Annotated in this window: 28 protein-coding genes and 1 pseudogene; 26 read left to right on the top strand and 3 right to left on the bottom strand. The window is 46.0% G+C overall.

What is annotated here, in order from left to right:
* Positions 1 to 62 precede the first annotated feature (62 nt).
* The 8 genes and pseudogenes from B0G85_RS05500 (at position 63) to hisD (ending at position 6,122) form a co-directional block, all read left to right on the top strand.
* On the top strand, positions 63 to 710 hold the full coding sequence (locus B0G85_RS05500) for an MlaC/ttg2D family ABC transporter substrate-binding protein (RefSeq protein ID WP_100379446.1): 648 nt from the start codon (positions 63 to 65) through the stop codon (positions 708 to 710).
* A gap of 12 nt (positions 711 to 722) precedes the next feature.
* Complete coding sequence (locus B0G85_RS05495; protein ID WP_100379578.1) at positions 723 to 983, top strand: STAS domain-containing protein; 261 nt, start codon at positions 723 to 725, stop codon at positions 981 to 983.
* A gap of 1 nt (position 984) precedes the next feature.
* A pseudogene (locus tag B0G85_RS05490) lies at positions 985 to 1,668 on the top strand (ABC transporter ATP-binding protein); the annotation flags it as partial.
* A 116-nt stretch (positions 1,669 to 1,784) separates the two neighbouring features.
* Positions 1,785 to 2,522 (top strand): ABC transporter permease, encoded by a 738-nt coding sequence (locus tag B0G85_RS05485; protein WP_198508741.1) that lies wholly within the window; start codon positions 1,785 to 1,787, stop codon positions 2,520 to 2,522.
* Positions 2,523 to 2,588: 66 nt separating this feature from the next.
* Complete coding sequence (locus B0G85_RS05480; protein ID WP_100379444.1) at positions 2,589 to 2,837, top strand: BolA family protein; 249 nt, start codon at positions 2,589 to 2,591, stop codon at positions 2,835 to 2,837.
* Positions 2,838 to 2,879: 42 nt separating this feature from the next.
* Positions 2,880 to 4,154 carry a UDP-N-acetylglucosamine 1-carboxyvinyltransferase gene (gene murA / locus B0G85_RS05475; protein ID WP_100379443.1) on the top strand — a complete coding sequence of 425 codons (1,275 nt, stop codon included), beginning with the start codon at positions 2,880 to 2,882 and terminating at the stop codon, positions 4,152 to 4,154.
* 20 nt (positions 4,155 to 4,174) lie between these two features.
* On the top strand, positions 4,175 to 4,801 hold the full coding sequence (gene hisG / locus B0G85_RS05470) for an ATP phosphoribosyltransferase (RefSeq protein ID WP_100379442.1): 627 nt from the start codon (positions 4,175 to 4,177) through the stop codon (positions 4,799 to 4,801).
* Position 4,802: 1 nt separating this feature from the next.
* The gene (gene hisD, locus B0G85_RS05465; protein WP_100379441.1) at positions 4,803 to 6,122 is read left to right on the top strand and encodes a histidinol dehydrogenase; all 1,320 of its coding nucleotides are present in this window, start codon (positions 4,803 to 4,805) and stop codon (positions 6,120 to 6,122) included.
* A gap of 5 nt (positions 6,123 to 6,127) precedes the next feature.
* On the opposite strand, the gene hisC is transcribed toward hisD, so the two are convergent.
* Positions 6,128 to 7,195: a histidinol-phosphate transaminase gene (gene hisC / locus B0G85_RS05460; protein WP_100379440.1), complete on the bottom strand. Its 1,068-nt coding sequence runs from the start codon at positions 7,193 to 7,195 to the stop codon at positions 6,128 to 6,130.
* Between the two features lie 113 nt (positions 7,196 to 7,308).
* On the opposite strand from hisC, the gene hisB reads away from it, so the two are divergent.
* The 10 genes from hisB (at position 7,309) to tatC (ending at position 13,052) form a co-directional block, all read left to right on the top strand.
* Complete coding sequence (gene hisB, locus B0G85_RS05455) at positions 7,309 to 7,896, top strand: imidazoleglycerol-phosphate dehydratase HisB (RefSeq protein WP_100379576.1); 588 nt, start codon at positions 7,309 to 7,311, stop codon at positions 7,894 to 7,896.
* 70 nt (positions 7,897 to 7,966) lie between these two features.
* Positions 7,967 to 8,629, top strand: a complete 663-nt coding sequence (gene hisH / locus B0G85_RS05450; RefSeq protein ID WP_100379439.1) for an imidazole glycerol phosphate synthase subunit HisH — start codon at positions 7,967 to 7,969, stop codon at positions 8,627 to 8,629.
* A 31-nt stretch (positions 8,630 to 8,660) separates the two neighbouring features.
* Positions 8,661 to 9,422, top strand: a complete 762-nt coding sequence (gene hisA / locus B0G85_RS05445) for a 1-(5-phosphoribosyl)-5-[(5-phosphoribosylamino)methylideneamino]imidazole-4-carboxamide isomerase (protein WP_100379438.1) — start codon at positions 8,661 to 8,663, stop codon at positions 9,420 to 9,422.
* Positions 9,423 to 9,433: 11 nt separating this feature from the next.
* Positions 9,434 to 10,192, top strand: coding sequence for an imidazole glycerol phosphate synthase subunit HisF (gene hisF / locus B0G85_RS05440; RefSeq protein WP_100379437.1), 759 nt, complete (start codon positions 9,434 to 9,436; stop codon positions 10,190 to 10,192).
* Between the two features lie 33 nt (positions 10,193 to 10,225).
* Positions 10,226 to 10,627 (top strand): phosphoribosyl-AMP cyclohydrolase, encoded by a 402-nt coding sequence (gene hisI / locus B0G85_RS05435; RefSeq protein WP_100379436.1) that lies wholly within the window; start codon positions 10,226 to 10,228, stop codon positions 10,625 to 10,627.
* A 42-nt stretch (positions 10,628 to 10,669) separates the two neighbouring features.
* Positions 10,670 to 11,071 (top strand): phosphoribosyl-ATP diphosphatase, encoded by a 402-nt coding sequence (locus tag B0G85_RS05430; RefSeq protein WP_100379435.1) that lies wholly within the window; start codon positions 10,670 to 10,672, stop codon positions 11,069 to 11,071.
* A 33-nt stretch (positions 11,072 to 11,104) separates the two neighbouring features.
* Positions 11,105 to 11,461 (top strand): histidine triad nucleotide-binding protein, encoded by a 357-nt coding sequence (locus tag B0G85_RS05425; protein ID WP_100379434.1) that lies wholly within the window; start codon positions 11,105 to 11,107, stop codon positions 11,459 to 11,461.
* A gap of 16 nt (positions 11,462 to 11,477) precedes the next feature.
* Entirely contained in the window at positions 11,478 to 11,711 is a 234-nt protein-coding gene (gene tatA, locus B0G85_RS05420) for a Sec-independent protein translocase subunit TatA (protein WP_100379575.1), read from the top strand.
* A 39-nt stretch (positions 11,712 to 11,750) separates the two neighbouring features.
* Entirely contained in the window at positions 11,751 to 12,230 is a 480-nt protein-coding gene (tatB, locus tag B0G85_RS05415; protein ID WP_100379433.1) for a Sec-independent protein translocase protein TatB, read from the top strand.
* A gap of 6 nt (positions 12,231 to 12,236) precedes the next feature.
* The gene (gene tatC, locus B0G85_RS05410) at positions 12,237 to 13,052 is read left to right on the top strand and encodes a twin-arginine translocase subunit TatC (RefSeq protein WP_100379432.1); all 816 of its coding nucleotides are present in this window, start codon (positions 12,237 to 12,239) and stop codon (positions 13,050 to 13,052) included.
* On the opposite strand, the gene B0G85_RS05405 is transcribed toward tatC, so the two are convergent.
* Positions 13,049 to 14,554: a tetratricopeptide repeat protein gene (locus B0G85_RS05405; RefSeq protein ID WP_100379431.1), complete on the bottom strand. Its 1,506-nt coding sequence runs from the start codon at positions 14,552 to 14,554 to the stop codon at positions 13,049 to 13,051. The two genes, tatC and B0G85_RS05405, sit on opposite strands and share 4 nt — an antisense overlap.
* A gap of 208 nt (positions 14,555 to 14,762) precedes the next feature.
* On the opposite strand from B0G85_RS05405, the gene B0G85_RS05400 reads away from it, so the two are divergent.
* From B0G85_RS05400 to B0G85_RS05390, 3 genes are all read left to right on the top strand, one after another.
* Positions 14,763 to 16,025 carry a porin gene (locus B0G85_RS05400; protein ID WP_100379430.1) on the top strand — a complete coding sequence of 421 codons (1,263 nt, stop codon included), beginning with the start codon at positions 14,763 to 14,765 and terminating at the stop codon, positions 16,023 to 16,025.
* Between the two features lie 265 nt (positions 16,026 to 16,290).
* On the top strand, positions 16,291 to 17,265 hold the full coding sequence (locus B0G85_RS05395) for a Bug family tripartite tricarboxylate transporter substrate binding protein (RefSeq protein ID WP_100379429.1): 975 nt from the start codon (positions 16,291 to 16,293) through the stop codon (positions 17,263 to 17,265).
* A gap of 104 nt (positions 17,266 to 17,369) precedes the next feature.
* Positions 17,370 to 18,350, top strand: a complete 981-nt coding sequence (locus B0G85_RS05390; RefSeq protein ID WP_100379428.1) for a Bug family tripartite tricarboxylate transporter substrate binding protein — start codon at positions 17,370 to 17,372, stop codon at positions 18,348 to 18,350.
* Between the two features lie 181 nt (positions 18,351 to 18,531).
* On the opposite strand, the gene mscL is transcribed toward B0G85_RS05390, so the two are convergent.
* The gene (gene mscL, locus B0G85_RS05385; RefSeq protein WP_100379427.1) at positions 18,532 to 18,963 is read right to left on the bottom strand and encodes a large conductance mechanosensitive channel protein MscL; all 432 of its coding nucleotides are present in this window, start codon (positions 18,961 to 18,963) and stop codon (positions 18,532 to 18,534) included.
* Positions 18,964 to 19,099: 136 nt separating this feature from the next.
* On the opposite strand from mscL, the gene petA reads away from it, so the two are divergent.
* The 5 genes from petA (at position 19,100) to B0G85_RS05360 (ending at position 23,078) form a co-directional block, all read left to right on the top strand.
* Complete coding sequence (gene petA, locus B0G85_RS05380) at positions 19,100 to 19,702, top strand: ubiquinol-cytochrome c reductase iron-sulfur subunit (RefSeq protein WP_100379426.1); 603 nt, start codon at positions 19,100 to 19,102, stop codon at positions 19,700 to 19,702.
* A 10-nt stretch (positions 19,703 to 19,712) separates the two neighbouring features.
* Positions 19,713 to 21,113: a cytochrome b gene (locus B0G85_RS05375; RefSeq protein ID WP_100379425.1), complete on the top strand. Its 1,401-nt coding sequence runs from the start codon at positions 19,713 to 19,715 to the stop codon at positions 21,111 to 21,113.
* A gap of 30 nt (positions 21,114 to 21,143) precedes the next feature.
* Entirely contained in the window at positions 21,144 to 21,917 is a 774-nt protein-coding gene (locus B0G85_RS05370) for a cytochrome c1 (RefSeq protein WP_100379424.1), read from the top strand.
* 111 nt (positions 21,918 to 22,028) lie between these two features.
* The gene (locus B0G85_RS05365; protein WP_100379423.1) at positions 22,029 to 22,640 is read left to right on the top strand and encodes a glutathione S-transferase N-terminal domain-containing protein; all 612 of its coding nucleotides are present in this window, start codon (positions 22,029 to 22,031) and stop codon (positions 22,638 to 22,640) included.
* A 30-nt stretch (positions 22,641 to 22,670) separates the two neighbouring features.
* Positions 22,671 to 23,078, top strand: a complete 408-nt coding sequence (locus B0G85_RS05360; protein WP_100379422.1) for a ClpXP protease specificity-enhancing factor — start codon at positions 22,671 to 22,673, stop codon at positions 23,076 to 23,078.
* Positions 23,079 to 23,089 lie beyond the last annotated feature (11 nt).

Genomic DNA, 23,089 nt, shown 5'->3' with positions numbered 1-23,089 from the left:
GGCAGTGATTGAATGCAAAGCATTTAAAATAAATCTGGTTATAGCGTCATGATCGAGAACATATGAAAAGTAACAAAATAATTCAACGCTACCTTGCGGTATTGCTTGCTAGCTTTTTCTTAGTACTGAGCAATGCTGGCGCTCAAGTCATTGATCAGTCGACTCCCGATGGCCTGATTAAAGCAGTGGTGTCTGATGTGATGGCTTCTGTGAAATCTGATCCCGAGATTCAGAAAGGGAATATTCCTCGCATTGTCGAATTGGTTGAGAAAAAGATTCTTCCTTATGCCGATATGCGCCGTACTACTGAAATGGCCATGGGTCCAAATTGGAAAAAAGCGACCCCTGAACAGCAGGCGCAATTAATAGCAGAATTTAAAAGCCTGTTGATGCGCACTTACTCAGGTGCATTGAGTCAGTTACGAGACCAAACGATTCAATTTAAGCCCTTACGTGCAGCTCCAGACGATAAGGAAGTTATTGTCAAGACGGTTGTGCTTGGGCGAGGCGATCCCGTATCGCTTGACTATCGCCTTGAGAAAACCGCCAATGGCTGGAAAGTCTACGATATGAACATCATGGGCGTGTGGCTAGTCGAGGCCTATCGAAATCAGTTCGCCAATCAAATTAGTCAAAATGGCATCGATGGCTTGGTGAAATTTTTGCAGGACCGAAACAAGCAGCTAGCAACTGTTAAGCCCGCTAATTAAGCCCCAATGAAGATGTCATTTTTATTACCTGCTTCAGTAACACAAGCCAATGCTGTGCAGTTGGAGAGAGACGGCTTGCTTAGCCTGACTACATCAGGATTGATTGACTGCTCTGGCCTTCAAGATTTTGACTCAACGGTATTGACAGTCTTAATTTCATGGCAAAAGAACTTGCAGGCTCGCGGTTTAAACCTACAAATGACTGGAGCCCCAGAAAAGTTAACGGTGCTAGCCAGTGTATATGGCGTGTCAGCATTACTTGGTTTGTCATAGTATGCATCCAGCAATCTCCATTAAAAACATATCCAAAAACTATGGTGCACTGCAGGCGCTAGATCAGGTTTCCCTATCGATTGAGCAAGGTGAGTTTTTTGGTTTGCTGGGACCCAATGGTGCGGGTAAGACAACGCTGATCTCTATTTTGGCGGGTTTGGCGACTGCGGATCATGGCCATGCTGCGATTATGGGGGCGGATGTACAGAGCCATTTTCGTGAGGCTCGCCGAATGTTGGGCGTCGTGCCGCAAGAGTTAGTATTTGATCCTTTTTTTACGGTGCGCGAAACATTGCAATTTCAGTCGGGGTACTTTGGCATCCGCAATAATGATGCTTGGATTGATGAGATCATGGCCAATCTTGATCTAGTCAATAAGGCAGACAGCAATATGCGTGCTTTATCCGGCGGTATGAAACGACGGGTTCTGGTCGCTCAGGCCTTGGTTCATAGACCCCCGGTCATTATTTTAGATGAGCCTACAGCAGGGGTAGATGTGGAGTTACGTCAATCCCTTTGGCAATTTATTAGCCGCCTCAATCAAGATGGTCATACGATCGTATTGACAACGCATTACCTAGAAGAGGCCGAGGCACTCTGCCAGCGTATTGCAATGCTTAAGCAAGGAACCATTGTGGCTCTCGACACTACTCAGAATTTACTGAGTCAGTACGGCTCAATTAAAAAAGATGGTGAGGGTAAAACCGATCTTGAGAATGTTTTCGTCAATATTATGTCGGGCAGCGTATTGTGAAAAAGATTCTCACACCCCCTGCTTTAATTTACGGCAGCGGATTTCCGATGCTCTTGCGTAAAGAAATCAAACGGTTTTATAAGGTAGGCTTTCAGACGGTTGCAGCGCCGGTCTTGACGGCTATTTTGTACCTGATGATCTTCGGTCAAGTATTAGAAGGTAGGGAGATTTATGGCCGCTTGAGCTATTCAACTTTCTTGATTCCTGGTCTAGTCATGATGAGTGTCCTCCAAAACGCTTTTGCTAATACCTCCTCATCTTTGATTCAGTCAAAAGTGACTGGTAACTTGGTATTTGTACTATTGGCGCCATTTAGCCATATAGAGTTTTATGCTGCTTATGTATTAGCTGCAGTATTTCGTGGGGTAGTGGTTGGATTTGGAGTGCTGGCCATTACTGCGCTGTATGCACCACCTGCATTTGAATACCCACTGTGGATTTTGACATTTGCGTTTCTGGGCGCAGCCATATTAGGAAGTATGGGCCTCATTGCAGGTATCTGGGCTGACAAATATGATCAATTGGCTGCCTTCCAGAACTTTATTATCATGCCGGCAACGATGTTATCGGGCGTCTTTTATTCCATTCATTCTTTGCCCGCGGCTTGGCAAATCGTCTCCCATTTCAATCCTTTTTTCTACATGATTGATGGATTTCGTTTCGGCTTCTTCGGCGTTTCTGATATTTCACCCTGGAGAAGTCTAGTCATCATCGCTTGTTTTTTTATCCTAGTCTCAGCGCTAGCTTTGCGTTTATTGCAAAAAGGCTACAAACTCAGAAGTTAATGAGTAATTGACTACGCACTCAATATCAAAACACCAATACAAAATAATTCGTCATTAGGAGAGAGTATGTTGCCCACCCCAGAACAAATTGAGGGATATATCCAGCAAGGCATTTCTTGCACGCATATACAGGTTGAAGGCGATGGCCAGCATTTTTTTGCTACGATTGTGAGCCCTGAGTTTGCAGGTAAGCGATTAATTCAGCGTCATCAATTGGTCTATGCTGCCATGGGCGATCGTATGAAAGCTGAAGTGCATGCACTCTCTATTAAGGCTTTTACGCCTGAAGAGTTTGCCCAAAACGCCACAGCTTAAGAGGGCTGTCGTACCCGTTTCGTTTTTTACTGGAATCCATTCATGGACAAATTAAGTATGGTGGGCGGTACTCCGCTCAAGGGCGAAGTATTGATTTCTGGGGCTAAAAATGCAGCACTCCCTATTTTGTGCGCTTGCCTATTAACCGATCAAGCGATCGTATTGCGTAATGTGCCCGACCTACAAGATGTGCGCACTATGCTTAAGCTCTTACAAGAGATCGGTGTAAAAGTATCCTTTCCAGATGAGGCCAATCGAACGCATCTAGTGCTCCATGCAGCAGATATCAAGAGCTCTGAAGCCACCTATGAGATGGTGAAAACCATGCGGGCTTCAATATTGGTTCTCGGCCCTTTGCTAGCTAGAATGCATAGCGCTAAAGTATCTTTGCCCGGAGGTTGCGCAATTGGTGCGCGTCCAGTGGATCAGCATATTAAAGGCTTAAAGGCGATGGGGGCGACCATTCAAATTCAGAGTGGTTATATTCAGGCAGAAATGAAGCCGCCTTTAGAGCGTCTGCAAGGAGCCTCTATTTTGACGGACATGATTACCGTTACCGGTACTGAAAATTTATTGATGGCCGCCACCCTCGCAACCGGCACGACTATTTTAGAAAATGCCGCACGGGAGCCTGAAGTCGGTGACTTAGCTGAACTATTAGTGAAGATGGGTGCAAAGATCACTGGGATTGGCACTGACCGCCTGGTCATTCAAGGCGTTGAGAAACTGCATAGTGCTGAGCACACCATCATCGCTGATCGTATTGAGACAGGTACCTTTTTATGTGCGGTAGCTGCCACTGGCGGGGAAGTGCTGGTAAAACATTGCCGCCCGGATACGCTAGATGCTGTTCTGGCTAAATTAAAAGAGGTTGGGCTAGAGATGGAAGTGGGGCCTGACTGGATTAAGGCCTCAATGCAAGTGCGTCCCAAAGCTGTTAACTTCCGCACCTCTGAATACCCTGCCTTTCCGACTGATATGCAAGCGCAGCTCATGGCAGTTAATGCAATCGCCAGCGGTACCGCTACCATTACGGAAACGATCTTTGAGAATCGTTTCATGCATGTTCAAGAGATGAATCGTTTGGGGGCGGATATTGCGATTGAAGGCAATACCGCTGTAGTCCAAGGTGTAGAAAAGCTCTCTGGTGCAGTGGTGATGGCAACGGATTTACGGGCATCAGCCAGTTTAGTCATTGCAGGTTTGGCCGCTCAAGGCGAAACGCAGGTAGACCGTATCTACCACTTGGACCGCGGATATGATCGGATGGAGCAAAAACTCACCTTATTAGGGGCTCAGATTAAGCGAATTCATTAAGCCTGATAGATAATTAAGACATGAAGTTAACTTTAGCCCTTTCGAAGGGGCGCATCTTTGAAGAAACCGCTGAGATCTTATCCAAGATCGGTATTCGTCCGCTTGAGGATCCTGAAAAATCACGTAAATTAATTATTGAGACCTCTAATCCTGATGTCCGTTTAATTATTGTGCGCGCTTCGGATGTCCCTACCTACGTTCAATTTGGCGGAGCGGATTTTGGGGTGGCTGGTTTAGACGTGTTGATGGAAAATGGTACAGACGGTTTGTATGTGCCATTTGATCTCAATATTGCGAAGTGCCGAATGTCAGTAGCGGTCAAAGAGGGTTTTGACTATGCTGCTGCTGTCAAACAAGGCTCTCGTTTAAAGGTCGCTACCAAGTATGTCAATTGTGCTCGCGAGCATTTTGCGAACAAGGGCGTACATATTGATACGATTCATTTGTATGGATCGATGGAGCTAGCCCCATTAGTGGGTTTAGCCGATGCAATCGTGGATCTAGTGTCTACTGGAAATACCTTGCGTGCAAATGGCCTGATTGAAGTAGAGCCGATTGCCGATATCAGTGCGCGACTGGTAGTGAATCAGGCTTCATATAAACGTAAACGTGCTCAGTTACAGCCTTTCTTTGAGTTGCTCAAATAATATGCCTACAGCCATCCACGTAAAACGCCTCAACAGCAGCGATCCAGGATTTACGGAAATTCTGTTATCTAGCCTTTCTTTGCCGATGGCCGATGATGAGGCTATTGATGCAGCAGTCGTCCAGATTTTGGCGCAAGTGCAAGCCCACGGAGACGCTGCTGTTTTAGATTACACAAAACAGTTCGATCGTTTGAGTGTTGCCAGCGTGACTGAATTAGAGATTTCTCAGCAAGCGTTACAGCAGGCTTATGAGGGCTTGGCGGCAGACCAGAAGACTGCTTTAGACGTTGCTGCGCAACGGGTGCGCGCGTATCACGAGCAGCAAAAAATTGAAACCGGTTGCCACTCTTGGGAATATACCGAGCCTGATGGCACTCGTTTAGGTCAGAAAGTCACTGCACTGGATCGTGTGGGGATTTATGTGCCTGGTGGCAAAGCTGCCTACCCCTCCTCGGTGCTGATGAATGCCATTCCAGCCAAAGTGGCTGGTGTATCTGAAGTGATCATGGTTGTACCTACACCAGACGGAACCCGAAATCCGCTTGTCCTGGCTGCAGCTTGGTTGGCAGGGGTGGACCGGGTCTTTACGATTGGCGGTGCGCAGGCCGTAGGTGCCTTAGCTTATGGCACTAAAACCATTCCTGCCGTTGATAAAATTGTGGGTCCAGGTAATGCCTATGTTGCGGCAGCCAAGCGCAGAGTATTTGGTACGGTTGGTATTGACATGATTGCTGGACCATCGGAAATTTTAGTGCTCTGTGATGGCTCAAGCAATCCGGACTGGATTGCGATGGATTTATTTTCGCAGGCCGAGCATGATGAATTAGCGCAGTCTATTTTGCTTTGCCCCGACGCCAGTTTCATTGAACGGGTTCAAGCTAGCATCAATCAATTATTGCCAGAGATGCCTCGAAAGAAAGTGATTGAGACCTCGCTTACCAATCGTGCCTTATTAATTGAAGTAAAAGACATGGCAGAGGCTTGTGACATTGCCAATCAGATTGCTGCTGAGCATTTAGAGATTTGCACAACTGATCCGCGCCAGTGGGCAGAACAGATTCGGCATGCCGGCGCTATTTTTATAGGCAACTACACAAGCGAATCCTTAGGCGATTATTGTGCTGGCCCTAATCACGTTTTACCAACTGCTCGTACTGCGCGCTTTTCTTCACCTTTAGGTGTTTATGATTTTATTAAGCGCTCGAGCATGATTGAGGTCAGTGAAGCAGGTGCCCAAACCTTAGGCGCAGTAGCAAGCACTTTAGCCCATGGCGAAGGTCTTCAAGCCCATGCCCGTGCAGCGGAAATGCGCTTGAAGTAGTTACCTTAGACCAGAATTTCTTTCAAAGCTGCAAGCAGCGTATTGGTTTGATCATCGGTGCCGATAGTGATGCGCAGGAATTCTTCAATACGGGGTAGCTTAAAGTGGCGCACGATGATGCCACGATCACGTAAGGCCTGATACAGCTTTGCCCCCGCATGCTTTGGGTGACGCGTAAAAATAAAGTTAGCAGTGGACGGCAAGGTTTCAAAGCCTAGCGCTGCTAATACCTGCACTAAGCGTTCGCGGGTTTGAATGACCTTGGCACAGCTTGACTCTAAGTGCGCCTGATCTTCAATAGCGGCAATTGCACCTGCTTGGGCTAATTTACCCAGCGGGTAAGAATTAAAACTATTTTTGACTCGCTCAAGGCCTTCAATCAAAGTGGGATGACTCACCGCAAAGCCCACACGTAAGCCTGCTAAAGCGCGGGACTTAGACAGGGTGTGCACGACAACTAAATTTTCCGGACAGGCTGACCCACGCAAGAGCGGAATGCAAGATTCGGTTCCATAGTCCACGTAAGCTTCATCAATGACCACCACTGAATCACGATTGCGGCTTAACAAGGCCTCGATTTCTGCTCTGGAAATAGAACGTCCGGTAGGGGCATTGGGATTGGGAAAAATGATGCCCCCACTAGGGACCTTGAAATCCTCAGGATGTACTGCAAAGTCTGAGCCCAATGGAATGGTTTGATAGTCAATGCCAAATAGCTTGCAGTACACCGGGTAGAAGCTATAGGTGATGTCGGGGAATTGAACTGGCTTGGCTTGCTTGAGGAGCCCTAAAAAGATGTGAGCAAGCACTTCATCCGAGCCATTACCGACAAAGACCTGCTTTGGGTCCAAGCCATGCAAAGTTGCAATAGCTTTCTTGAGGGCGCTACCCTCAGGGTCAGGATAGAGCCTTAAATCATCATTATTGTGCTGCTCAATGGCTGCAAGCGCCTTGGGTGATGGGCCGTAAGGGCTTTCATTGGTATTGAGTTTCACCAGCCGCTCCATTTGCGGTTGTTCTCCGGGAACATATGGAGTGAGGGTGTGAACAACGGGGTTCCAAAAACGGCTCATGAGGGACTCTGGTCAAAAATCAGCAGGTAAGTAAAAAACGCAGTATTTAATTCAGTATTAGAAATGATATTATGAGGCTTCAATCAACACTTCGCCTCGCGGCGCACGTAAGCATGCGGCAAGCCGACGTTACCCGAAATACTTCGGAAACCAAAATTCAGATTGTCATCAATTTAGATGGCTCAGGAAAAGCCGAGCTCGCCTCCGGCGTTCCGTTTTTAGACCATATGCTCGATCAAATTGCCCGTCACGGCATGATTGACCTCAAAGTAATGGCTACAGGCGATACGCATATTGATGATCATCACACTGTTGAGGATGTGGGTATCACCTTGGGCCAGGCCTTTGCGAAGGCAGTAGGCGACAAAGCGGGTATCACCCGTTATGGGCATTCCTATGTGCCTCTAGATGAGACTTTATCTCGGGTAGTGATTGATTTTTCAGGTCGTCCTGGCCTGGAATTCAATGTACCTTTTACACGTGCACGGGTAGGTGATTTTGATGTGGACCTCAGTATTGAGTTCTTCCGCGGCTTTGTAAACCATGCTGGTGTGACGCTCCATATTGACAATTTGCGGGGAATTAACGCCCATCACCAAATTGAGACTGTGTTCAAAGCCTTTGGTCGCGCACTTCGGATGGCCTTGGAAATCGATCCACGGGCAGCGGGCGTTGTTCCCTCCACAAAGGGTAGTCTGTAATTTAGAGCGCTTCTGGTGCTTTTGCTAGAAGACTGAAGACTGCTAAAGCATAAGAAAACACAGGTTCACTTTGGCACAAACCATTGCAATTGTTGATTACGGAATGGGCAATCTGCGTTCTGTATATCAAGCATTCCATCATGTGGCCCCGGATGCTAACGTGCTGATTGCTAGCAAGCCAGAAGACATCATCTCAGCCGATCGTGTAGTGCTGCCAGGTCAGGGTGCCATGCCTGACTGCATGAGGCACCTTGAGGAATCAGGCCTACTTGAAGCATTGCTAGAGACCGCAAAAAACAAACCATTTTTAGGTGTCTGTGTTGGCGAACAGATGATGTTCGACCAAAGTGCTGAAGTGCGAGCAAATGCCGATCAATTGTGGACCCCCTGCCTAGGACTGATGCCAGGAGAAGTTCGCCGTTTTGAATTAACCGGCAGGCGTCAGCCCGATGGTTCTGTATACAAAGTCCCGCATATGGGCTGGAACCAAGTGCGCCAAGATAGGGAGCACCCTTTATGGGATGGTATTCCGGACCTCACTAGTTTCTATTTTGTTCATAGTTACTATGTTGTACCCCAGCGTAACGAAGACATTGTGGGCTCAACTGAATATGGAGATTGGTTTACTTCTGCCGTAGCAAGAGATAATATTTTCGCGACGCAGTTTCATCCGGAAAAGAGTGCAGAATACGGATTAAAGCTCTATCAAAATTTTGTTTCTTGGCAACCTTAATATTTTTATAACGCTTACTTAACGCGCTGCTATGCTACTTATTCCCGCAATTGATTTAAAAGATGGCCACTGTGTTCGACTTGAGCAAGGTGATATGGATCGGGCCACGGTGTTCTCAGAAGACCCGGGCGCAATGGCAGCCCATTGGATTAGTAAGGGTGCGCGTCGCTTGCATTTGGTGGATCTGAATGGCGCATTTGCCGGTAAGCTAAAAAATGAATCTGCCATTAAATCCATTCTCAAAGCCGTGGGTAATGAGATCCCGGTTCAACTGGGTGGTGGCATTCGTGATTTAGAAACGATTGAGCGCTTACTGGATGACGGTATCTCTACGGTGATTATTGGTACGGCGGCGGTAAAAAACCCAGGCTTTGTACAAGACGCTTGTGCTGCATTTCCAGGGCACATCATGGTTGGCCTTGATGCACGTGACGGCAAAGTAGCTACTGATGGTTGGAGCAAGATCACGGGACACGAAGTGATTGATTTAGCTAAGAAATTTGAAGACTGGGGTGTCGAAGCCATCATTTACACAGATATTGGGCGCGATGGGATGCTCAAGGGTGTCAATATGGATGCCACGATTAAATTAGCTCAAGCCATTCGTATACCCGTGATTGCCAGTGGCGGCCTATCCAATAATCAAGATATTGAGGCACTTTGTGAGGCTGAGGCTGAAGGCATCATGGGTGTGATTGCAGGACGCTCTATTTATGCTGGCGATCTGGATTTAACAGTGGCTCAACAATACGCTGATGAGTTAACACTCAAATTTACTAAGAAAATGATCTAGAGTAATGATCCGTGCTCACTAAAAGAATTATTCCTTGTCTTGATGTGACGGCAGGGCGCGTAGTGAAAGGGGTCAACTTTGTTGGCTTACGCGATGCGGGTGACCCTATTGAAATCGCGCGCCGCTATGATGCGCAGGGTGCTGATGAACTTACATTTTTAGACATTACCGCTACCTCCGATGGGCGCGATCTCATTTTGCACATCATCGAGGCTGTTGCCTCACAAGTTTTTATTCCACTGACGGTTGGTGGTGGTGTGCGTGTCGTTTCGGACGTCAGACGTTTACTCAATGCAGGTGCTGACAAAGTGAGCATGAACTCTTCCGCGGTGACTAATCCTGATTTAGTTTCTGATGCCGCCGCCCACTATGGTTCGCAGTGTATTGTTGTTGCGATCGATGCCAAAAAAACGCCGGCTGGCCATTGGGAAGTATTTACCCATGGCGGTAGAACAGCTACGGGTATGGACGTCGTTGCATGGGCAACAGAGGTGACTCAGCGTGGCGCTGGCGAGATTTTGCTCACGAGTATGAATCGCGATGGCAGTAAAGATGGTTTTGATTTGGAATTAACCGCGGCTGTCAGTGATGCCGTGAGCGTTCCGGTCATTGCATCAGGCGGGGTCGGTAATTTGCAGCATTTAGTGGATGGCATCACCAAAGGCCATGCTGATGCTGTACTAGCGGCGAGTATTTTTCATTATGGTGAATACACGGTTGGCCAAGCAAAAGAATATATGGCTAGCCAAGGTATTCCTGTTCGTATTTAAAGCGTATGAGAAAAGTGTCGAGTTGATCAAAAGATGAGTCCATTTACACCAAATCCCAATATAGAAGCAGGGCCATGGCTTGATGCCGTGAGCTGGAATGAGCAGGGCCTGGTTCCGGTGATTGCCCAAGAGTTCGGAAGTAAAGATATTTTGATGATGGCCTGGATGAACCGAGATGCTTTGTTGGCGACTTTACGCCTGGGTGAGGCAGTTTATTGGACCCGTTCACGTCAGAAACTTTGGCATAAGGGTGAAGAGTCTGGCCACACCCAAACAGTAAAAGACGTGCGTTTGGATTGCGATGGGGATACTATTTTGCTAGTGGTGGAGCAAAAAGACGGTATTGCCTGTCACACCGGCGAACACAGTTGTTTTTTTCAGGGCTGGGATTGTGCGACTACCAGCTGGCTAGATGAATCCAAGTCTCAAAAGTAAGCAAACTGTGCTTTCAGTACTCAAAAGACATAAAATGAGCTTATGACGACTCCAGCCCAACCTTCATCGAACCTCGATTCTGCGCTAGCGCATTTAGCTAATGTGCTTGATCAACGTCGTGATGCATTCAAGGCGGGCCAGACCGATCCGAAGACTTCCTATACCGCGCTGCTCTTTTCCAAGGGCGATGATGGGATTTTGAAGAAGATTGGTGAGGAAGCGACGGAGACAGTGATGGCGGCAAAGGATTCTCGCCATGCCAATTTAGCGCCTGAGCAACAGCAGCTATTGGTTGGGGAGGTCGCCGATCTGTGGTTTCATTGCCTCGTTGCGCTATCTCAGTTTAATTTGCGCCCGGAGAACGTCATTGCCGAGCTAGAGCGTCGTCTTGGTACCTCGGGTATTGAAGAGAAGGCGGCTCGCAAAGCAGCTGGTACAGAGTAAAGAACAGTAGGACTAAGGACTAAGGGATAAGTGATGAACCATGATCCGAATTGTTTGTTTTGTAAGATTGTTCAAGGCCTCATTCCTTCCCAAAAGGTCTATGAGGATGCGGAAATCTACGCTTTTAAAGACATTAACCCTGCTGCACCAGTGCACTTCCTAATCATTCCGAAGAAGCATCTAGCGATGCTGGAGTCAGCCGAGCCTGTCGATGCACCAATGCTAGGTAGAATGATGGAATTAGCACCGCGGCTTGCAAAGGAGCAGGGTTGTCGTCCTGGCCAAGATGGTGGATTTAGATTAGTGGTAAATAATGGTGCGGATGGCGGGCAAGAGGTTTATCACCTGCATCTGCATGTGATGGGCGGACCCCGCCCGTGGAAAAAATAATCCAAGGAGATTGATGATGGGCTCATTTAGTATTTGGCATTGGTTAATTGTGTTGGTTATTGTGATGCTGGTATTTGGCACGAAAAAACTGCGCAACATGGGTGCTGATTTGGGTGGTGCTGTGAAGGGTTTTAAGGATGGTATGAAAGCATCTGAAGAGCCTAAGACAGAAACCCCGGACCAGATACAGCAAAACACGGTTGCTACAGAAAAAACGGTAGATGTACAAGCTAAAGACATCAAGCAATAATCATGCGATGTACACATCGATGTATCCATCGATCCATTCATGATTGACCTTGGTGTTTCTAAACTCGCGCTTATCGCTGTAGTGGCTTTAGTGGTGATTGGTCCCGAGCGTCTGCCTAAGGTTGCCCGTATGGCGGGTAATTTATTTGGCCGCGCACAGCGTTACATGGCAGATGTGAAGTCTGAGGTTAGTCGCCAGATGGAAGTCGAAGAGTTTAAGAAGCTGCGTGAAGATAGCACCTCGATGTTTAAAGAGGTGGAGAACAGTATTGCATCGACAGTCAACGAAGCGAAAGCAAACCTCAGTGATCAAGCGGACATTTATGAAAGCAACTTCACCAGAGCGCCGCTTGATGCCAAAGAGGTTTTAGCGAAGTCAATGCGCCAAGGGCGTAAAAGCTGGGGTGTTCGGCGTGCAGCCAGGCCCGTTTGGTTTAAGCGTTCATCGGGAATGCGTACCCGGGTGCAATCGGGCGCCGCCAGAATGAAGCGTTTTCACCACAGCGCAAGCAATCACTAATTACTCATGTCGGATAACCACCCATCCGAAGACTCCGGTCTTCAAGAATCGTTTCTATCGCATTTATTTGAATTGCGTGACCGGGTCATTAAGGCCGGCTTAGCCATCATCATTGTTTTTGTGTGTTTGGTGTACTGGGCGCCTGACATTTTTCATTTGTTTGCTCAGCCCCTATTAAAAGCCCTGCCTGCTGGCGGAAAGATGATTGTGACGGATGTCACCGGCTCATTTTTTGTACCTATGAAAGTCACTATGCTGGTGGCCTTCTTGGTTGCCTTGCCAGTGGTGATGTATCAGTTATGGGCCTTCATTGCCCCTGGCCTCTACCAACATGAGCGTAAATTAATTGTGCCTTTGGTAGTCAGTAGTTACAGCTTATTCATCTTTGGCATGTCCTTTGCTTACTTTTTAGTATTCCCAACCGTCTTTGAGTTTATGGCCAGTTATAACGCTCCCTTGGGCGCGGAGATGTCAACTGACATTGATAATTACTTAAGTTTTGCCATGACTACTTTCTTGGCGTTTGGTATTACTTTTGAAGTGCCAGTAGTAGTGGTGGTGCTGGTAAGAATGGGCGTCGTTTCCTTAGCAAAGCTTCGAGAAATTCGACCTTATGTCATTGTGGGCGCTTTTGTCATTTCTGCAGTGGTTACCCCACCAGATGTACTGTCGCAGCTCTTGTTAGCGGTTCCAATGACCCTGCTGTATGAGTTGGGTTTGTTGATTGCCCGTTTTTATGTGCCTAAGCCAGGCGATGATGACTCTGCCGATGCTGATGCTGATGCCAACGCCAACGCCAACGCAAACAATCCGGGTGCTTAGACCACTGCTTGATCTTGCGCGTAGTGCGTATTGAGCCACTCGGTGAGCCGATCAAATCGATAGCGTCTTTGTCGCAGATTACCTTCCTGATCTGATTCACTTCCTACAAAAGCTTTAGCGGCGGCTAGCAAGCAGCGACGTTGCTGGGTTGTATCAATCTGAATAAGCCGGGGAAGTATTTTGGGTAGCTCATGCCTAATATCCACCACCACACAATGCTCATGCTGCAGTTGGCTGACTTCGCATAGTAAAAGCTCAGCTTTGCTCAGATTAAATTGATTGGCAATAATGAGGCGATGGCACATTAAAAGCCACTCTTGATCCAATTGATGCTCAGCATGATGATTAATGACTGTTTGGGCATTGGTGGCCAAACGATGCCAATCGTTGCTTTTTTGATTAGTAATATTTTCTAAAACCTTAGAAAGTAATAATGTTGCTTCAGGTACACCTTGTTGATGGGCCTGCCATATCCAATAAGAGGCTTGTAGACCCCGTACTTTTTCTTCAGACTTCTCTCGCTTACGCCATAAGTGGGCGCCTTTTAAAAACTGCGCTTGTGCATGACCGAGATCTGCTGCCATACCAAAGCAACGATCGCTCTCGGTAGCGCTGTATCCAGAAAACTGTGGGCGGCGATAAATTTCTCCTAACGCAAACCAAGCATTGCGATCACCATCTTTTGCCGCCATGTCTAACCAATAGGCTGCTTTTTTCAAAGAGGCATTTGATTTTCCAGAACTGTTATTCGTTAATGCAGAAGCTTGAGTGGTTTGGGCCAGCCTTAAGCCCAGAGTGTATTTGGCAACAGTCAAGCCAAGCTCAGCTGCTTGCAGTAGTGCGCTTTCGTTTTCATCTTCTACCCAAGCACCCCAAAGTGAAGAGAGCGCCTCGTCTTTGGGTTGTAGCTGAATCAGTAAGGCTTTTGCTGACAAGGTGAACGGGGTATCGATACTGGCTAAATGCATCAAAAATGCTTTGGCTTGTTTTTGCAGAGAAACAAAATGGCCATCACTCTGATCGCGATTCACACCGTGATTCTCAACACGACTCTCACCACGTTTATTTGCTAGCCAATCAACAAGGTTGGCCTGAAGTATTTTTTTATCTGGGTGCAGTAGTAAATCGGCTAGTTGCCACTGGACAGCATGATTTGCTGAAACATCCCTTTGCGCCATTTGCCAAAAGATTTCCCAGCCAAAGCCAAAAGCAGTTGAATTGAGGGTGGCAGCCAAAGGCACAGTAGCAATTTGCTCCAAAATGCCAAGCAATTGGGGGTGAGTGGGGTGATCACCAGAACCTAGACTAATTTCTAAGCTTAAATTGCTAAGCTCTTGATTGGTAATGGAAAGATAGGATTTTTCCAGCCAAATCAAGGCATTAGCGGGTTGAATCGGGGTTTTAAAGGCGCCTGTGAGGTAAGCCGCAGCTACATTTTGTTGCGCGGAAACATCACCTAAACGGGCGGACTGCAGGATTTTTAAGAATTCACGGCTTGCCATCTGACAATTTTGGCATTCAAAGGCCTAAAAAGACAGAAAACAAAGTGCTTGTTGCCCTGATACAACGAAGAAAGCCAAAAAACTATCTTTTGACAAGCAAAAACAGCGCTTAAATACCCTAACCACCAGTCTAGCAAAGCAATACAAGCAAAATCCATGAGTCCCTTTTTTATTTGGGCATTACTTTCAATTTATGGAGATTTAAAGAATGAAAAAATCACTACTAGCAGTTGCAGCAATCGGTGCATTTGCATCAGCTGCACAAGCTCAGTCATCAGTGACTGTTTACGGTATTTTGGATGTAGGTTATGTTGGTAACTCTGCAAGTGGCCCAGCTACAACTGGTGCAATCCAAGGCAATGGTCCTTCTACACAAAAAGTAACTAATAGCTCTTTTGGTCAGTCAGCTGAACAATCAAGCCGTATCGGTTTTAAAGGTACTGAAGATTTAGGTGGTGGTACTTCTGCGTTCTTTACAGCAGAATTTGGTCTTCAGCCACAAGGTACAACATGGGCACCTAACAATCGCCAAAGTTTTGTTGGTTTGAAGAAAAACGGTATCGGGCAAGCTTCCATCGGTACTCAATACACAGCATTGTGGATGAATGCATTGAACCCAACAGACCCAGGTAACGGTAACAACGTTGCAGGTAACATCATTCGTCCAGTTGGTTTGTCAGCATCACAAGACGGTCAAGGTGCAGCATCAACAGCTGTAACTATTTTGACAACTAACAGTTTGTACGGTGAAACAGCTCGTTTTGCTGGTTTCAGATTGGCTGCGAACTATGTAATGAACGGACAAGATGCAACTCAGCGCACAACTGCAGCTGTAGCTACAACACCCGCGACAGCTACTACAAACGGAAAAGTAGGTTCCGCAGCAGCTGTAACCGGTGGTCCAAACACTTTTACTGGTGTAAGTTTCTCAGGCGATTACACTTTGAACAAATTGTTAGTAACAGCTGCTTACTCTAACTTTAAGCAACAGCAAATCCAAGGTGCCGCAGGAACATTTGATCCAGCACTTGCGTTCCCTTCAACAGCCGTTACTGTTGCTAGTACAACAAATACCAGTGATACTCAGTATTACGGTGGTGCGACATACGACTTCGGAATCTTAAAAGCGTATGCAAACTATGTAAATCGTAAGATTGTAGATGCCAATAACTCAAGCAAGTACCTCAGTCGTTCAGGTCAACAGATTGGTGTTCGTAGTTATGTAACTCCAGTGATCGAAGCTTGGGCATCTGCTGGTCTTGGTCGTTATCAGGCATTTGGTGCAGGCGAGCCAACAGCTAACGTTACTGCTTACCAGTTGGGCGCAAACTACTACTTAAGTAAGCGCACTAACTTATACGGAATTTTTGGCCACAGCCAAACTTCATCTGTTAACGGTAGCTCTATCGTTGGCGCAACTGCCGGTTCATCAATTTCTGGCTATGCATTAGGCTTACGTCACACTTTCTAATCGCTTGCTAGCATGAGCTAGTTTGTAATTAGTTTGGCTTTATATAAACCCACTACAGCAATGTAGTGGGTTTATTCATTGTGTGTGGTGGTGTTACTGAGCGTTGATTTTTGAGAGTTACTGACTCAACTTCTGGTATTGTTTTTAGGCCGACTACGCTTCAGTGACCAGCCAAATCTCAACTTGTGGGAAGCTGAAAGTTGCTTTACGGTTAAGTGGGAGATTTTATTTAAGTGTTTTGTTGGCTTTCTTTTGGGAATTTTTAATGTTCATTAATATCTTCTTTACGGCTTTGATTGGGTGTTTTGCAACCTTATTTTCTTTGCCTGTACTCTCAGCGTATCCAGACAGATCTATTCGTCTGGTAGTCCCATTTGCTACTGGCGGAACCTCTGAAATCATTGCTAGATCTGTTGCTAGTAGTCTTAGTACTAGTCTGGGCCAATCCGTTTATGTTGATAACAAGCCCGGTGGCGCTGGCAATATTGCGATGGAGGAAGTTAAACGAGCTAAACCAGATGGCTACACTTTAATGCTAGGCCACGTAGGTACATTGGCTGTTAATCCTGCATTGTTTGGGAAAAAATTGCCATATGACCCAAATACAGATTTTGCTCCTGTTACCTTGGTGGCGAAAGTGCCTAATGTAATTGCAGTGAGCGAAAAGAATCCAATTAAGACATTAGCAGATTTAGTGGCTGATGCCAAAAAGAATCCTGGAAAGATTAATTATGGTTCAGCAGGCAATGGAAGCGCTGGACATTTGGCAATGGAATATTTTTCTGTGGAAGCAGGTATTGATTTAGTGCATGTTCCTTATAAAGGTTCTGGCCCAATGTTGACCGATTTAATTGGCGGTCAAATTCAAGCGACCTTCAATGGTTTGCCCTCTCTAATTGGGCAGATAAAAGGCAGCACATTGCGGCCGCTAGCTGTTGGCTCGCTTGAGCGTTCAAAGGTGTTGCCCAATGTTCCCACCATATCGGAATCGGGCTACAAGGGTTTTGAAACCTCTCAGTGGTATGGAATTATTGTTCCTGCTGGAACGCCACAATCGATTATTGACAGACTTCAAAAAGATATTGCTAAGGGTTTAAAGTCAAAAGAGGATTCCAAAAGAATGTTGGAAGACGGGGCTGTGTTGATTGGCGATACACCAGCTCAGTTTGGGGTTTTTATTAAGTCTGAGCAAACCCGCTGGGCAAAGGTAGTTGAAAAAGCAAAGATTACGGTTGATTAATCGTGATTAGTAGGGCGCAGTTTCGGTTGCTTCAGCGCCATTCAGCAAATTGCTTTGCCAATTCATCACAGTAATTTTTATCGATATTTTTAAAGGGAATAGTCATGCGTTCAATCAAGTTTATAGATCTCACATTAATAATGGGATTGCTGGCACTCATGCCGCTGAAAGCTGTAGCGCAAACAAATTACCCTAATAAGCCAATCAACTTCATTGTTCCTTACGGGGCTGGTGGAGGGGCTGATGCCCGCAGTCGTCAGATTGCCCAAAAGATGAGCGTCATTTTGAAGCAGCCGATTATTGTTGAAAATAAAGCAGGAGCTGGTGGCAATATCGGTACCGAGTTGATTGCTCGCGCTGCGCCAGATGGCTACACCATTGGTATGGGCAACTTTGCACCGATGGCTGTGAATAAAACCTTGTTTGGTAACTTACGCTATGACCCTGAAACTGATTTGATGCCTATTGTTTTAATTGAAAAAGGCCCTTTGGTTCTGGTGGTGAACCCATCTTCTTCATACAAAACAGTAGGGGATATTGTGGATAGTGCCAAAGCTAAGCCTGGCATTTTGACCTACTCATCAGGTGGTATTGGAGGAAGTCATCAATTATCTGCCGAGCTTTTTAAACAAAGCGCAGGCATTGATATGATTCATGTGCCCTATAAGAGTGGCTCTGCAGCGCTGACCGATTTAATGGGAGGCAACGTCACCATGATGTTTGATCAAATGTATTCAGCAATGCCAAGTATTAAAGCTGATAAGTTGCGAGCAATTGCCATTACCAGTAAAAAGCGCTCGCCATTGCTTCCAAACATACCTACCTTTGCTGAAATAGGGTATCCAAAAGTTGAAGTACTTAATTGGCAAGGGTTGATTGCCCCCAAAGGTACTCCCAAAGCCATTATTGATAAGCTCAACGCAGCAGCTAATGAAGCTCTTAAGGATCCACAATTACGAGAGTTAATGCTATCCCAAGGAAATGAAATTGGCGGCGGTACACCGGCAGACTTTATAGCCTTGGTTAAGGCAGAATCATCCAAGTGGGGTGCAGTCGTTAAGATCGCAGGTATTAAGCCTGAGTAAGTAGTGTTGATAATGAATCAGAGGTAATTAATACAACCTTGGAAAAGACTATTCTGTACGTTATGAGAGGTGCCTAAGACATTTGGGGAATGCCAAATTAAAATTCCCCTAAATTCCTAGACCTTGACCAAACAAATTTTGCGCAAGGTCGTTAGATTAAGTGTTGTTTGTCATTCCCCTTTTATTTCTTAAGGCTGTCGCGAATCTCTCTTAAAAGCACAATATCTTCTGGCGTTGGAGCTGGGGGTGCTGCTGGAGGCTCATCCATGACTCTTACACGATTTACCACCTTGACCATTTGAAATATCACAAATGCCAACAGGATGAAATTGATGGATATGGTGATGAAGTTGCCATAAGCAAAGATAGGAATTCCAGCCTTTTTGAGGGCGTCGTAGGTATACGGAACATTTTCCGGAATTTTCCCTAAAACAATAAAAAGGTTCGTGAAATCAATATGGCCACCCAGCAGGGTAGAAATAACCGGCATCACGATGTCATTGACAAGGGAATCGACAATTTTCCCAAATGCGCCCCCGATGATGACACCAACTGCTAAATCAATGACGTTGCCCTTGACTGCAAAGTCCCTAAATTCCTTTAAAACGCTCATATTTACCTTTCTTTTGATCTGAATCCTAGTTTTCTGGATAACAATTTCACAGCTTTCTTACGCACCTTATTTTTTACTTTAAAATACCATCATTAAGTATTTACACCTATAAACATTCTTCCAAGGAATTTTGTAAATGAGTAACGACCCCAGTATGGACAATGATCGCCGCAAGTGGCTGATCGCCACTTCAGCCGTCGGTGGCGTAGGCGCAGCGGCAGCCATATATCCCTTTGTTGCCAGTTTTGAGCCCTCTGAGCGTGCCAAAGCTGCCGGAGCGGCGGTAGAGATTGATATTTCTGGTATGAAGCCAGACGAGATGAGAATGGTTGAATGGCGCGGAAAGCCGGTTTGGGTTGTGCGTCGCACACCTGAGCAGGTAGCAGAGCTATCAAAGATTGATTCTGAGCTTGCGGATCCTGATTCTTTAAGAAATCAGGCTGAACTAACACCGTCATATGCACAAAACCAATGGCGCTCTATCAATCCAGAATATCTAGTAGTAGTGGGCATTTGTACGCACTTAGGGTGTTCTCCTAGCGCTAAATTTGAAGCAGGCGCCCAACCTTCCTTGCCCAATACTTGGCCAGGTGGCTTTCTCTGCCCTTGCCATGGCTCTACTTTTGATTTGGCAGGCCGTGTATTTAAGAATAAACCCGCACCAGACAACATGGAAGTGCCGCCACATATGTATTTGAGCGACACCAAGATTGTCATTGGCGACGATAAGAAGGCCTAAGGAGAGATAAATGGCATTTCATGAAAAAGAAGTCCCTGCTGGCTCATCTGCTGCAGTCAAGGTAATGGCTTGGGTTGACTCTCGGTTACCAGTAACTGAGGCCTTTAAGCGCCATATGAGCGAGTATTACGCGCCTAAAAACCTCAATTTCTTCTACATTTTTGGCGCTTTGGCAATTGTGGTCTTGGCAATCCAAATCATCACCGGTATTTTCCTGGTGATGAACTACAAGCCAGATGCAGCTAAGGCATTTGAATCTGTTGAGTACATCATGCGCGAAGTGCCTTTGGGCTGGTTGATTCGCTATACCCACTCCACTGGCGCCTCGATGTTCTTTGTGGTGATTTACATGCATATGTTCCGTGGTTTGATCTATGGCTCATATCGTAAGCCCCGTGAACTCATTTGGATCTTTGGTTGCGCCATTTTCTTGTGCTTGATGGGCGAGGCTTTCTTTGGCTATTTGCTGCCTTGGGGCCAGATGTCCTATTGGGGTGCTCAGGTTATTGTGAACTTGTTCTCCGCAATTCCGCTAATTGGCCCAGATCTGTCCCTTTGGTTGCGCGGCGACTATGTGGTTGGCGATGCTACCCTCAACCGCTTCTTTGCCTTCCATGTGATAGCCATTCCATTGGTATTGATTGGTTTGGTTGCAGCACACATTCTGGCATTGCATGAAGTGGGCTCAAACAATCCGGATGGCGTAGAGATTAAAAACACGCTGGATGCCAAAGGTAATCCAGTAGACGGTATTCCTTTCCATCCCTATTACAGTGTTCACGATGTGATGTACTTGGGTGGATTCTTAATCATCTTTGCCTCAATCGTATTCTTTGCTCCAGAAATGGGCGGATACTTCCTAGAGGCGAATAACTTTATTCCTGCAAACCCATTTGTCACGCCAACACACATTGCACCGGTTTGGTATTTCACACCGTTCTACTCGATGTTGCGTGCTACTACGACCAATTTCCTATTGCCTTTGTGGATTTTCTTGGCATTGATCTTAGGTATGTTTGCCTTGCGCAGTAAAGAGATCAAAGTCAAAGGCGCATGCGTTGCCATTGCCGTGATTTTGGCGGCTGGCTTTTATGCATTTGATGCCAAATTCTGGGGCGTAGTTATTATGGGCGGTTCGGTAGTGATCTTATTCTTCTTGCCTTGGCTTGATCACTCACCGGTGAAATCGATTCGTTATCGCCCACAATTTCATAAGTACATTTATGGCGTGTTTGTTGTGAGCTTTGTGATCCTAGGTTATTTGGGCATTCAGCCACCATCACCCGTATTTGAAAAGATTTCTCAGATTTGTACTATCTATTATCTGGGCTTCTTCTTAGCAATGCCGTTCTGGAGCACGCTGGGTTCATTCAAGCAAGTTCCTGATCGCATTACTTTTGCAGCCCATTAATTCAATCCCTGAGAAAAATTAGGAACTAGTATGAAACGAATTTTACAAACTGTAACAGGCGTATTGCAGGCTACGGTTTTGGTTGCTGCTTTAGGTTTTGGAATGGCTGCCAATGCTAATGAGGAAGGCTTTCCTTTAGACAAGGCTCCTAATCGCGTCAGTAATAACGCTTCATTGCAAAATGGCGCCAAGACCTTTGTGAACTATTGCTCGGGATGCCATTCAGCAGTGAGTTTGCGCTACAACCGCTTACGCGATATTGGCTTGACGGATCAACAGATCAAAGATAATTTGATTCTGAATGATGCCAAAGTAGGCGATCTAATGACCATCTCAATGACGCCAAAGGATGGCAAGGCGTATTTTGGTAAAACACCACCGGACTTATCTGTTGAAGCCCGCGCGCGTGGAACAGACTGGTTGTATACCTATTTCCGCACCTACTATAAAGATGACACCACACCAACCGGTTGGAATAATCTAGTGTATCCAAACGTGGGTATGCCACATGTTTTATGGCAGCTACAAGGCGAGAGAGCGGCAAAGTTTGAGGAACGCAAAGATCCGCATGACGAGACTCGGGTTGAAAAAGTGTTTGTTGGGTTTGAGCAGTTGACCCCAGGCACAATGAAGCCCCAAGAGTATGACGACAACATCGCAGACTTAGTAGCTTTCTTATCTTGGATGGCTGAGCCAGTGCAACTAGAGCGCAAGCGTCTTGGTGTAATTGTGCTCTTGTTCTTGGCAATCTTTACCTTGTTGGCTTGGCGTTTAAATAAAGCCTACTGGAAAGATATTCATTAACAACAGATCTGAATCTGAATTCACATTCGGATTCAGATGAAGACTTGAACTCAGATTTACATTTAAAGCAGTAATGTGTTGTATTGATTTAGAAATTTAAGGAATAAATTTATGATGGTGTTGTATTCGGGTACTAATTGCCCATTCTCGCAACGCTGCCGTTTGGTGCTTTTCGAAAAAGGCATGGATTTTGAGATTCGTGACGTAGACTTGTTTAACAAGCCTGAAGACATCTCAGTGATGAACCCTTACGGTCAGGTTCCTATTCTGGTTGAGCGCGACTTGATTTTGTATGAGTCCAACATCATTAATGAATATATTGATGAGCGTTTTCCTCACCCACAATTGATGCCGCCTGATCCAGTTGCCCGCGCACGCGCACGTCTCTTCCTCTTCAATTTTGAGAAAGAGTTGTTTGTGCATGTATCGGCTTTAGAGAATGAAAAAGGTAAGCCTGCTGAGAAGACCCATGAAAAAGCGCGTTTAGCGATTCGGGATCGTTTAACTCAACTTGCCCCTATTTTTGTTAAAAATAAGTACATGCTGGGTGATGAGTTTTCTATGTTGGACGTTGCAATAGCACCATTGTTGTGGCGTTTAGAGCATTACGGTATTGATTTATCCCGTAATGCTGCCCCTTTACTCAAGTATGCCGAGCGCATCTTCAGTAGACCTGCTTACATCGAAGCTTTGACACCTTCTGAAAAGGTTATGCGTCGCTAAGCGACTCATGACGTCATCAGAGATATCAGTATGTCTGACGTTCCAAGCAACAAGCCTTACCTAATCCGTGCTCTACATCAGTGGTGCACGGATTTTGGTTTTACGCCTTTCATTGCAGTATTTGTAGATGAAAGAGTAGAGGTGCCTATGGAGTTCGTGAAAAACAATGAAATTGTTCTAAATCTATCTGTAGAGGCCTGCCATCAACTGAATTTAGATAATGATTGGATTAGCTTTCAGGCTCGATTTGGCGGAATACCCAGAAAAATCATGGTGCCGGTTACGCATATATTAGCGATTTACGCCAAGGAAAATGGGCAAGGCATGTCCTTCCCGTTTGATCCAACAAAGGTATCTGCATTGCACGTTGCAGGGCAATCTGATGCACCTGCAGACAAACCCAGGTCCAATAGGCCAAGCTTGACGATTGTGAAGTAGGCTACAATATT

It is taken from the genome of Polynucleobacter brandtiae, assembly GCF_002797575.1.
Lineage (GTDB): Bacteria > Pseudomonadota > Gammaproteobacteria > Burkholderiales > Burkholderiaceae > Polynucleobacter > Polynucleobacter brandtiae.
The sequence above is the reverse complement of the archived record's forward strand: the minus strand, read 5'-3'. Positions and strand labels throughout refer to the sequence as shown.

Bases quoted from the DNA above. Each gene is read 5' to 3' on its own strand.
- B0G85_RS05500 (WP_100379446.1), top strand. From the start codon at position 63: ATGAAAAGTAACAAAATAATTCAACGCTACCTTGCGGTATTGCTTGCT.
- B0G85_RS05495 (WP_100379578.1), top strand. From the start codon at position 723: ATGTCATTTTTATTACCTGCTTCAGTAACACAAGCCAATGCTGTGCAG.
- B0G85_RS05485 (WP_198508741.1), top strand. From the start codon at position 1,785: ATGCTCTTGCGTAAAGAAATCAAACGGTTTTATAAGGTAGGCTTTCAG.
- B0G85_RS05480 (WP_100379444.1), top strand. From the start codon at position 2,589: ATGTTGCCCACCCCAGAACAAATTGAGGGATATATCCAGCAAGGCATT.
- murA (WP_100379443.1), top strand. From the start codon at position 2,880: ATGGACAAATTAAGTATGGTGGGCGGTACTCCGCTCAAGGGCGAAGTA.
- hisG (WP_100379442.1), top strand. From the start codon at position 4,175: ATGAAGTTAACTTTAGCCCTTTCGAAGGGGCGCATCTTTGAAGAAACC.
- hisD (WP_100379441.1), top strand. From the start codon at position 4,803: ATGCCTACAGCCATCCACGTAAAACGCCTCAACAGCAGCGATCCAGGA.
- hisC (WP_100379440.1), bottom strand. From the start codon at position 7,195: ATGAGCCGTTTTTGGAACCCCGTTGTTCACACCCTCACTCCATATGTT.
- hisB (WP_100379576.1), top strand. From the start codon at position 7,309: ATGCGGCAAGCCGACGTTACCCGAAATACTTCGGAAACCAAAATTCAG.
- hisA (WP_100379438.1), top strand. From the start codon at position 8,661: ATGCTACTTATTCCCGCAATTGATTTAAAAGATGGCCACTGTGTTCGA.
- hisI (WP_100379436.1), top strand. From the start codon at position 10,226: ATGAGTCCATTTACACCAAATCCCAATATAGAAGCAGGGCCATGGCTT.
- B0G85_RS05430 (WP_100379435.1), top strand. From the start codon at position 10,670: ATGACGACTCCAGCCCAACCTTCATCGAACCTCGATTCTGCGCTAGCG.
- B0G85_RS05425 (WP_100379434.1), top strand. From the start codon at position 11,105: ATGAACCATGATCCGAATTGTTTGTTTTGTAAGATTGTTCAAGGCCTC.
- tatA (WP_100379575.1), top strand. From the start codon at position 11,478: ATGGGCTCATTTAGTATTTGGCATTGGTTAATTGTGTTGGTTATTGTG.
- tatB (WP_100379433.1), top strand. From the start codon at position 11,751: ATGATTGACCTTGGTGTTTCTAAACTCGCGCTTATCGCTGTAGTGGCT.
- tatC (WP_100379432.1), top strand. From the start codon at position 12,237: ATGTCGGATAACCACCCATCCGAAGACTCCGGTCTTCAAGAATCGTTT.
- B0G85_RS05405 (WP_100379431.1), bottom strand. From the start codon at position 14,554: ATGGCAAGCCGTGAATTCTTAAAAATCCTGCAGTCCGCCCGTTTAGGT.
- B0G85_RS05400 (WP_100379430.1), top strand. From the start codon at position 14,763: ATGAAAAAATCACTACTAGCAGTTGCAGCAATCGGTGCATTTGCATCA.
- B0G85_RS05395 (WP_100379429.1), top strand. From the start codon at position 16,291: ATGTTCATTAATATCTTCTTTACGGCTTTGATTGGGTGTTTTGCAACC.
- B0G85_RS05390 (WP_100379428.1), top strand. From the start codon at position 17,370: ATGCGTTCAATCAAGTTTATAGATCTCACATTAATAATGGGATTGCTG.
- mscL (WP_100379427.1), bottom strand. From the start codon at position 18,963: ATGAGCGTTTTAAAGGAATTTAGGGACTTTGCAGTCAAGGGCAACGTC.
- petA (WP_100379426.1), top strand. From the start codon at position 19,100: ATGAGTAACGACCCCAGTATGGACAATGATCGCCGCAAGTGGCTGATC.
- B0G85_RS05375 (WP_100379425.1), top strand. From the start codon at position 19,713: ATGGCATTTCATGAAAAAGAAGTCCCTGCTGGCTCATCTGCTGCAGTC.
- B0G85_RS05370 (WP_100379424.1), top strand. From the start codon at position 21,144: ATGAAACGAATTTTACAAACTGTAACAGGCGTATTGCAGGCTACGGTT.
- B0G85_RS05365 (WP_100379423.1), top strand. From the start codon at position 22,029: ATGATGGTGTTGTATTCGGGTACTAATTGCCCATTCTCGCAACGCTGC.
- B0G85_RS05360 (WP_100379422.1), top strand. From the start codon at position 22,671: ATGTCTGACGTTCCAAGCAACAAGCCTTACCTAATCCGTGCTCTACAT.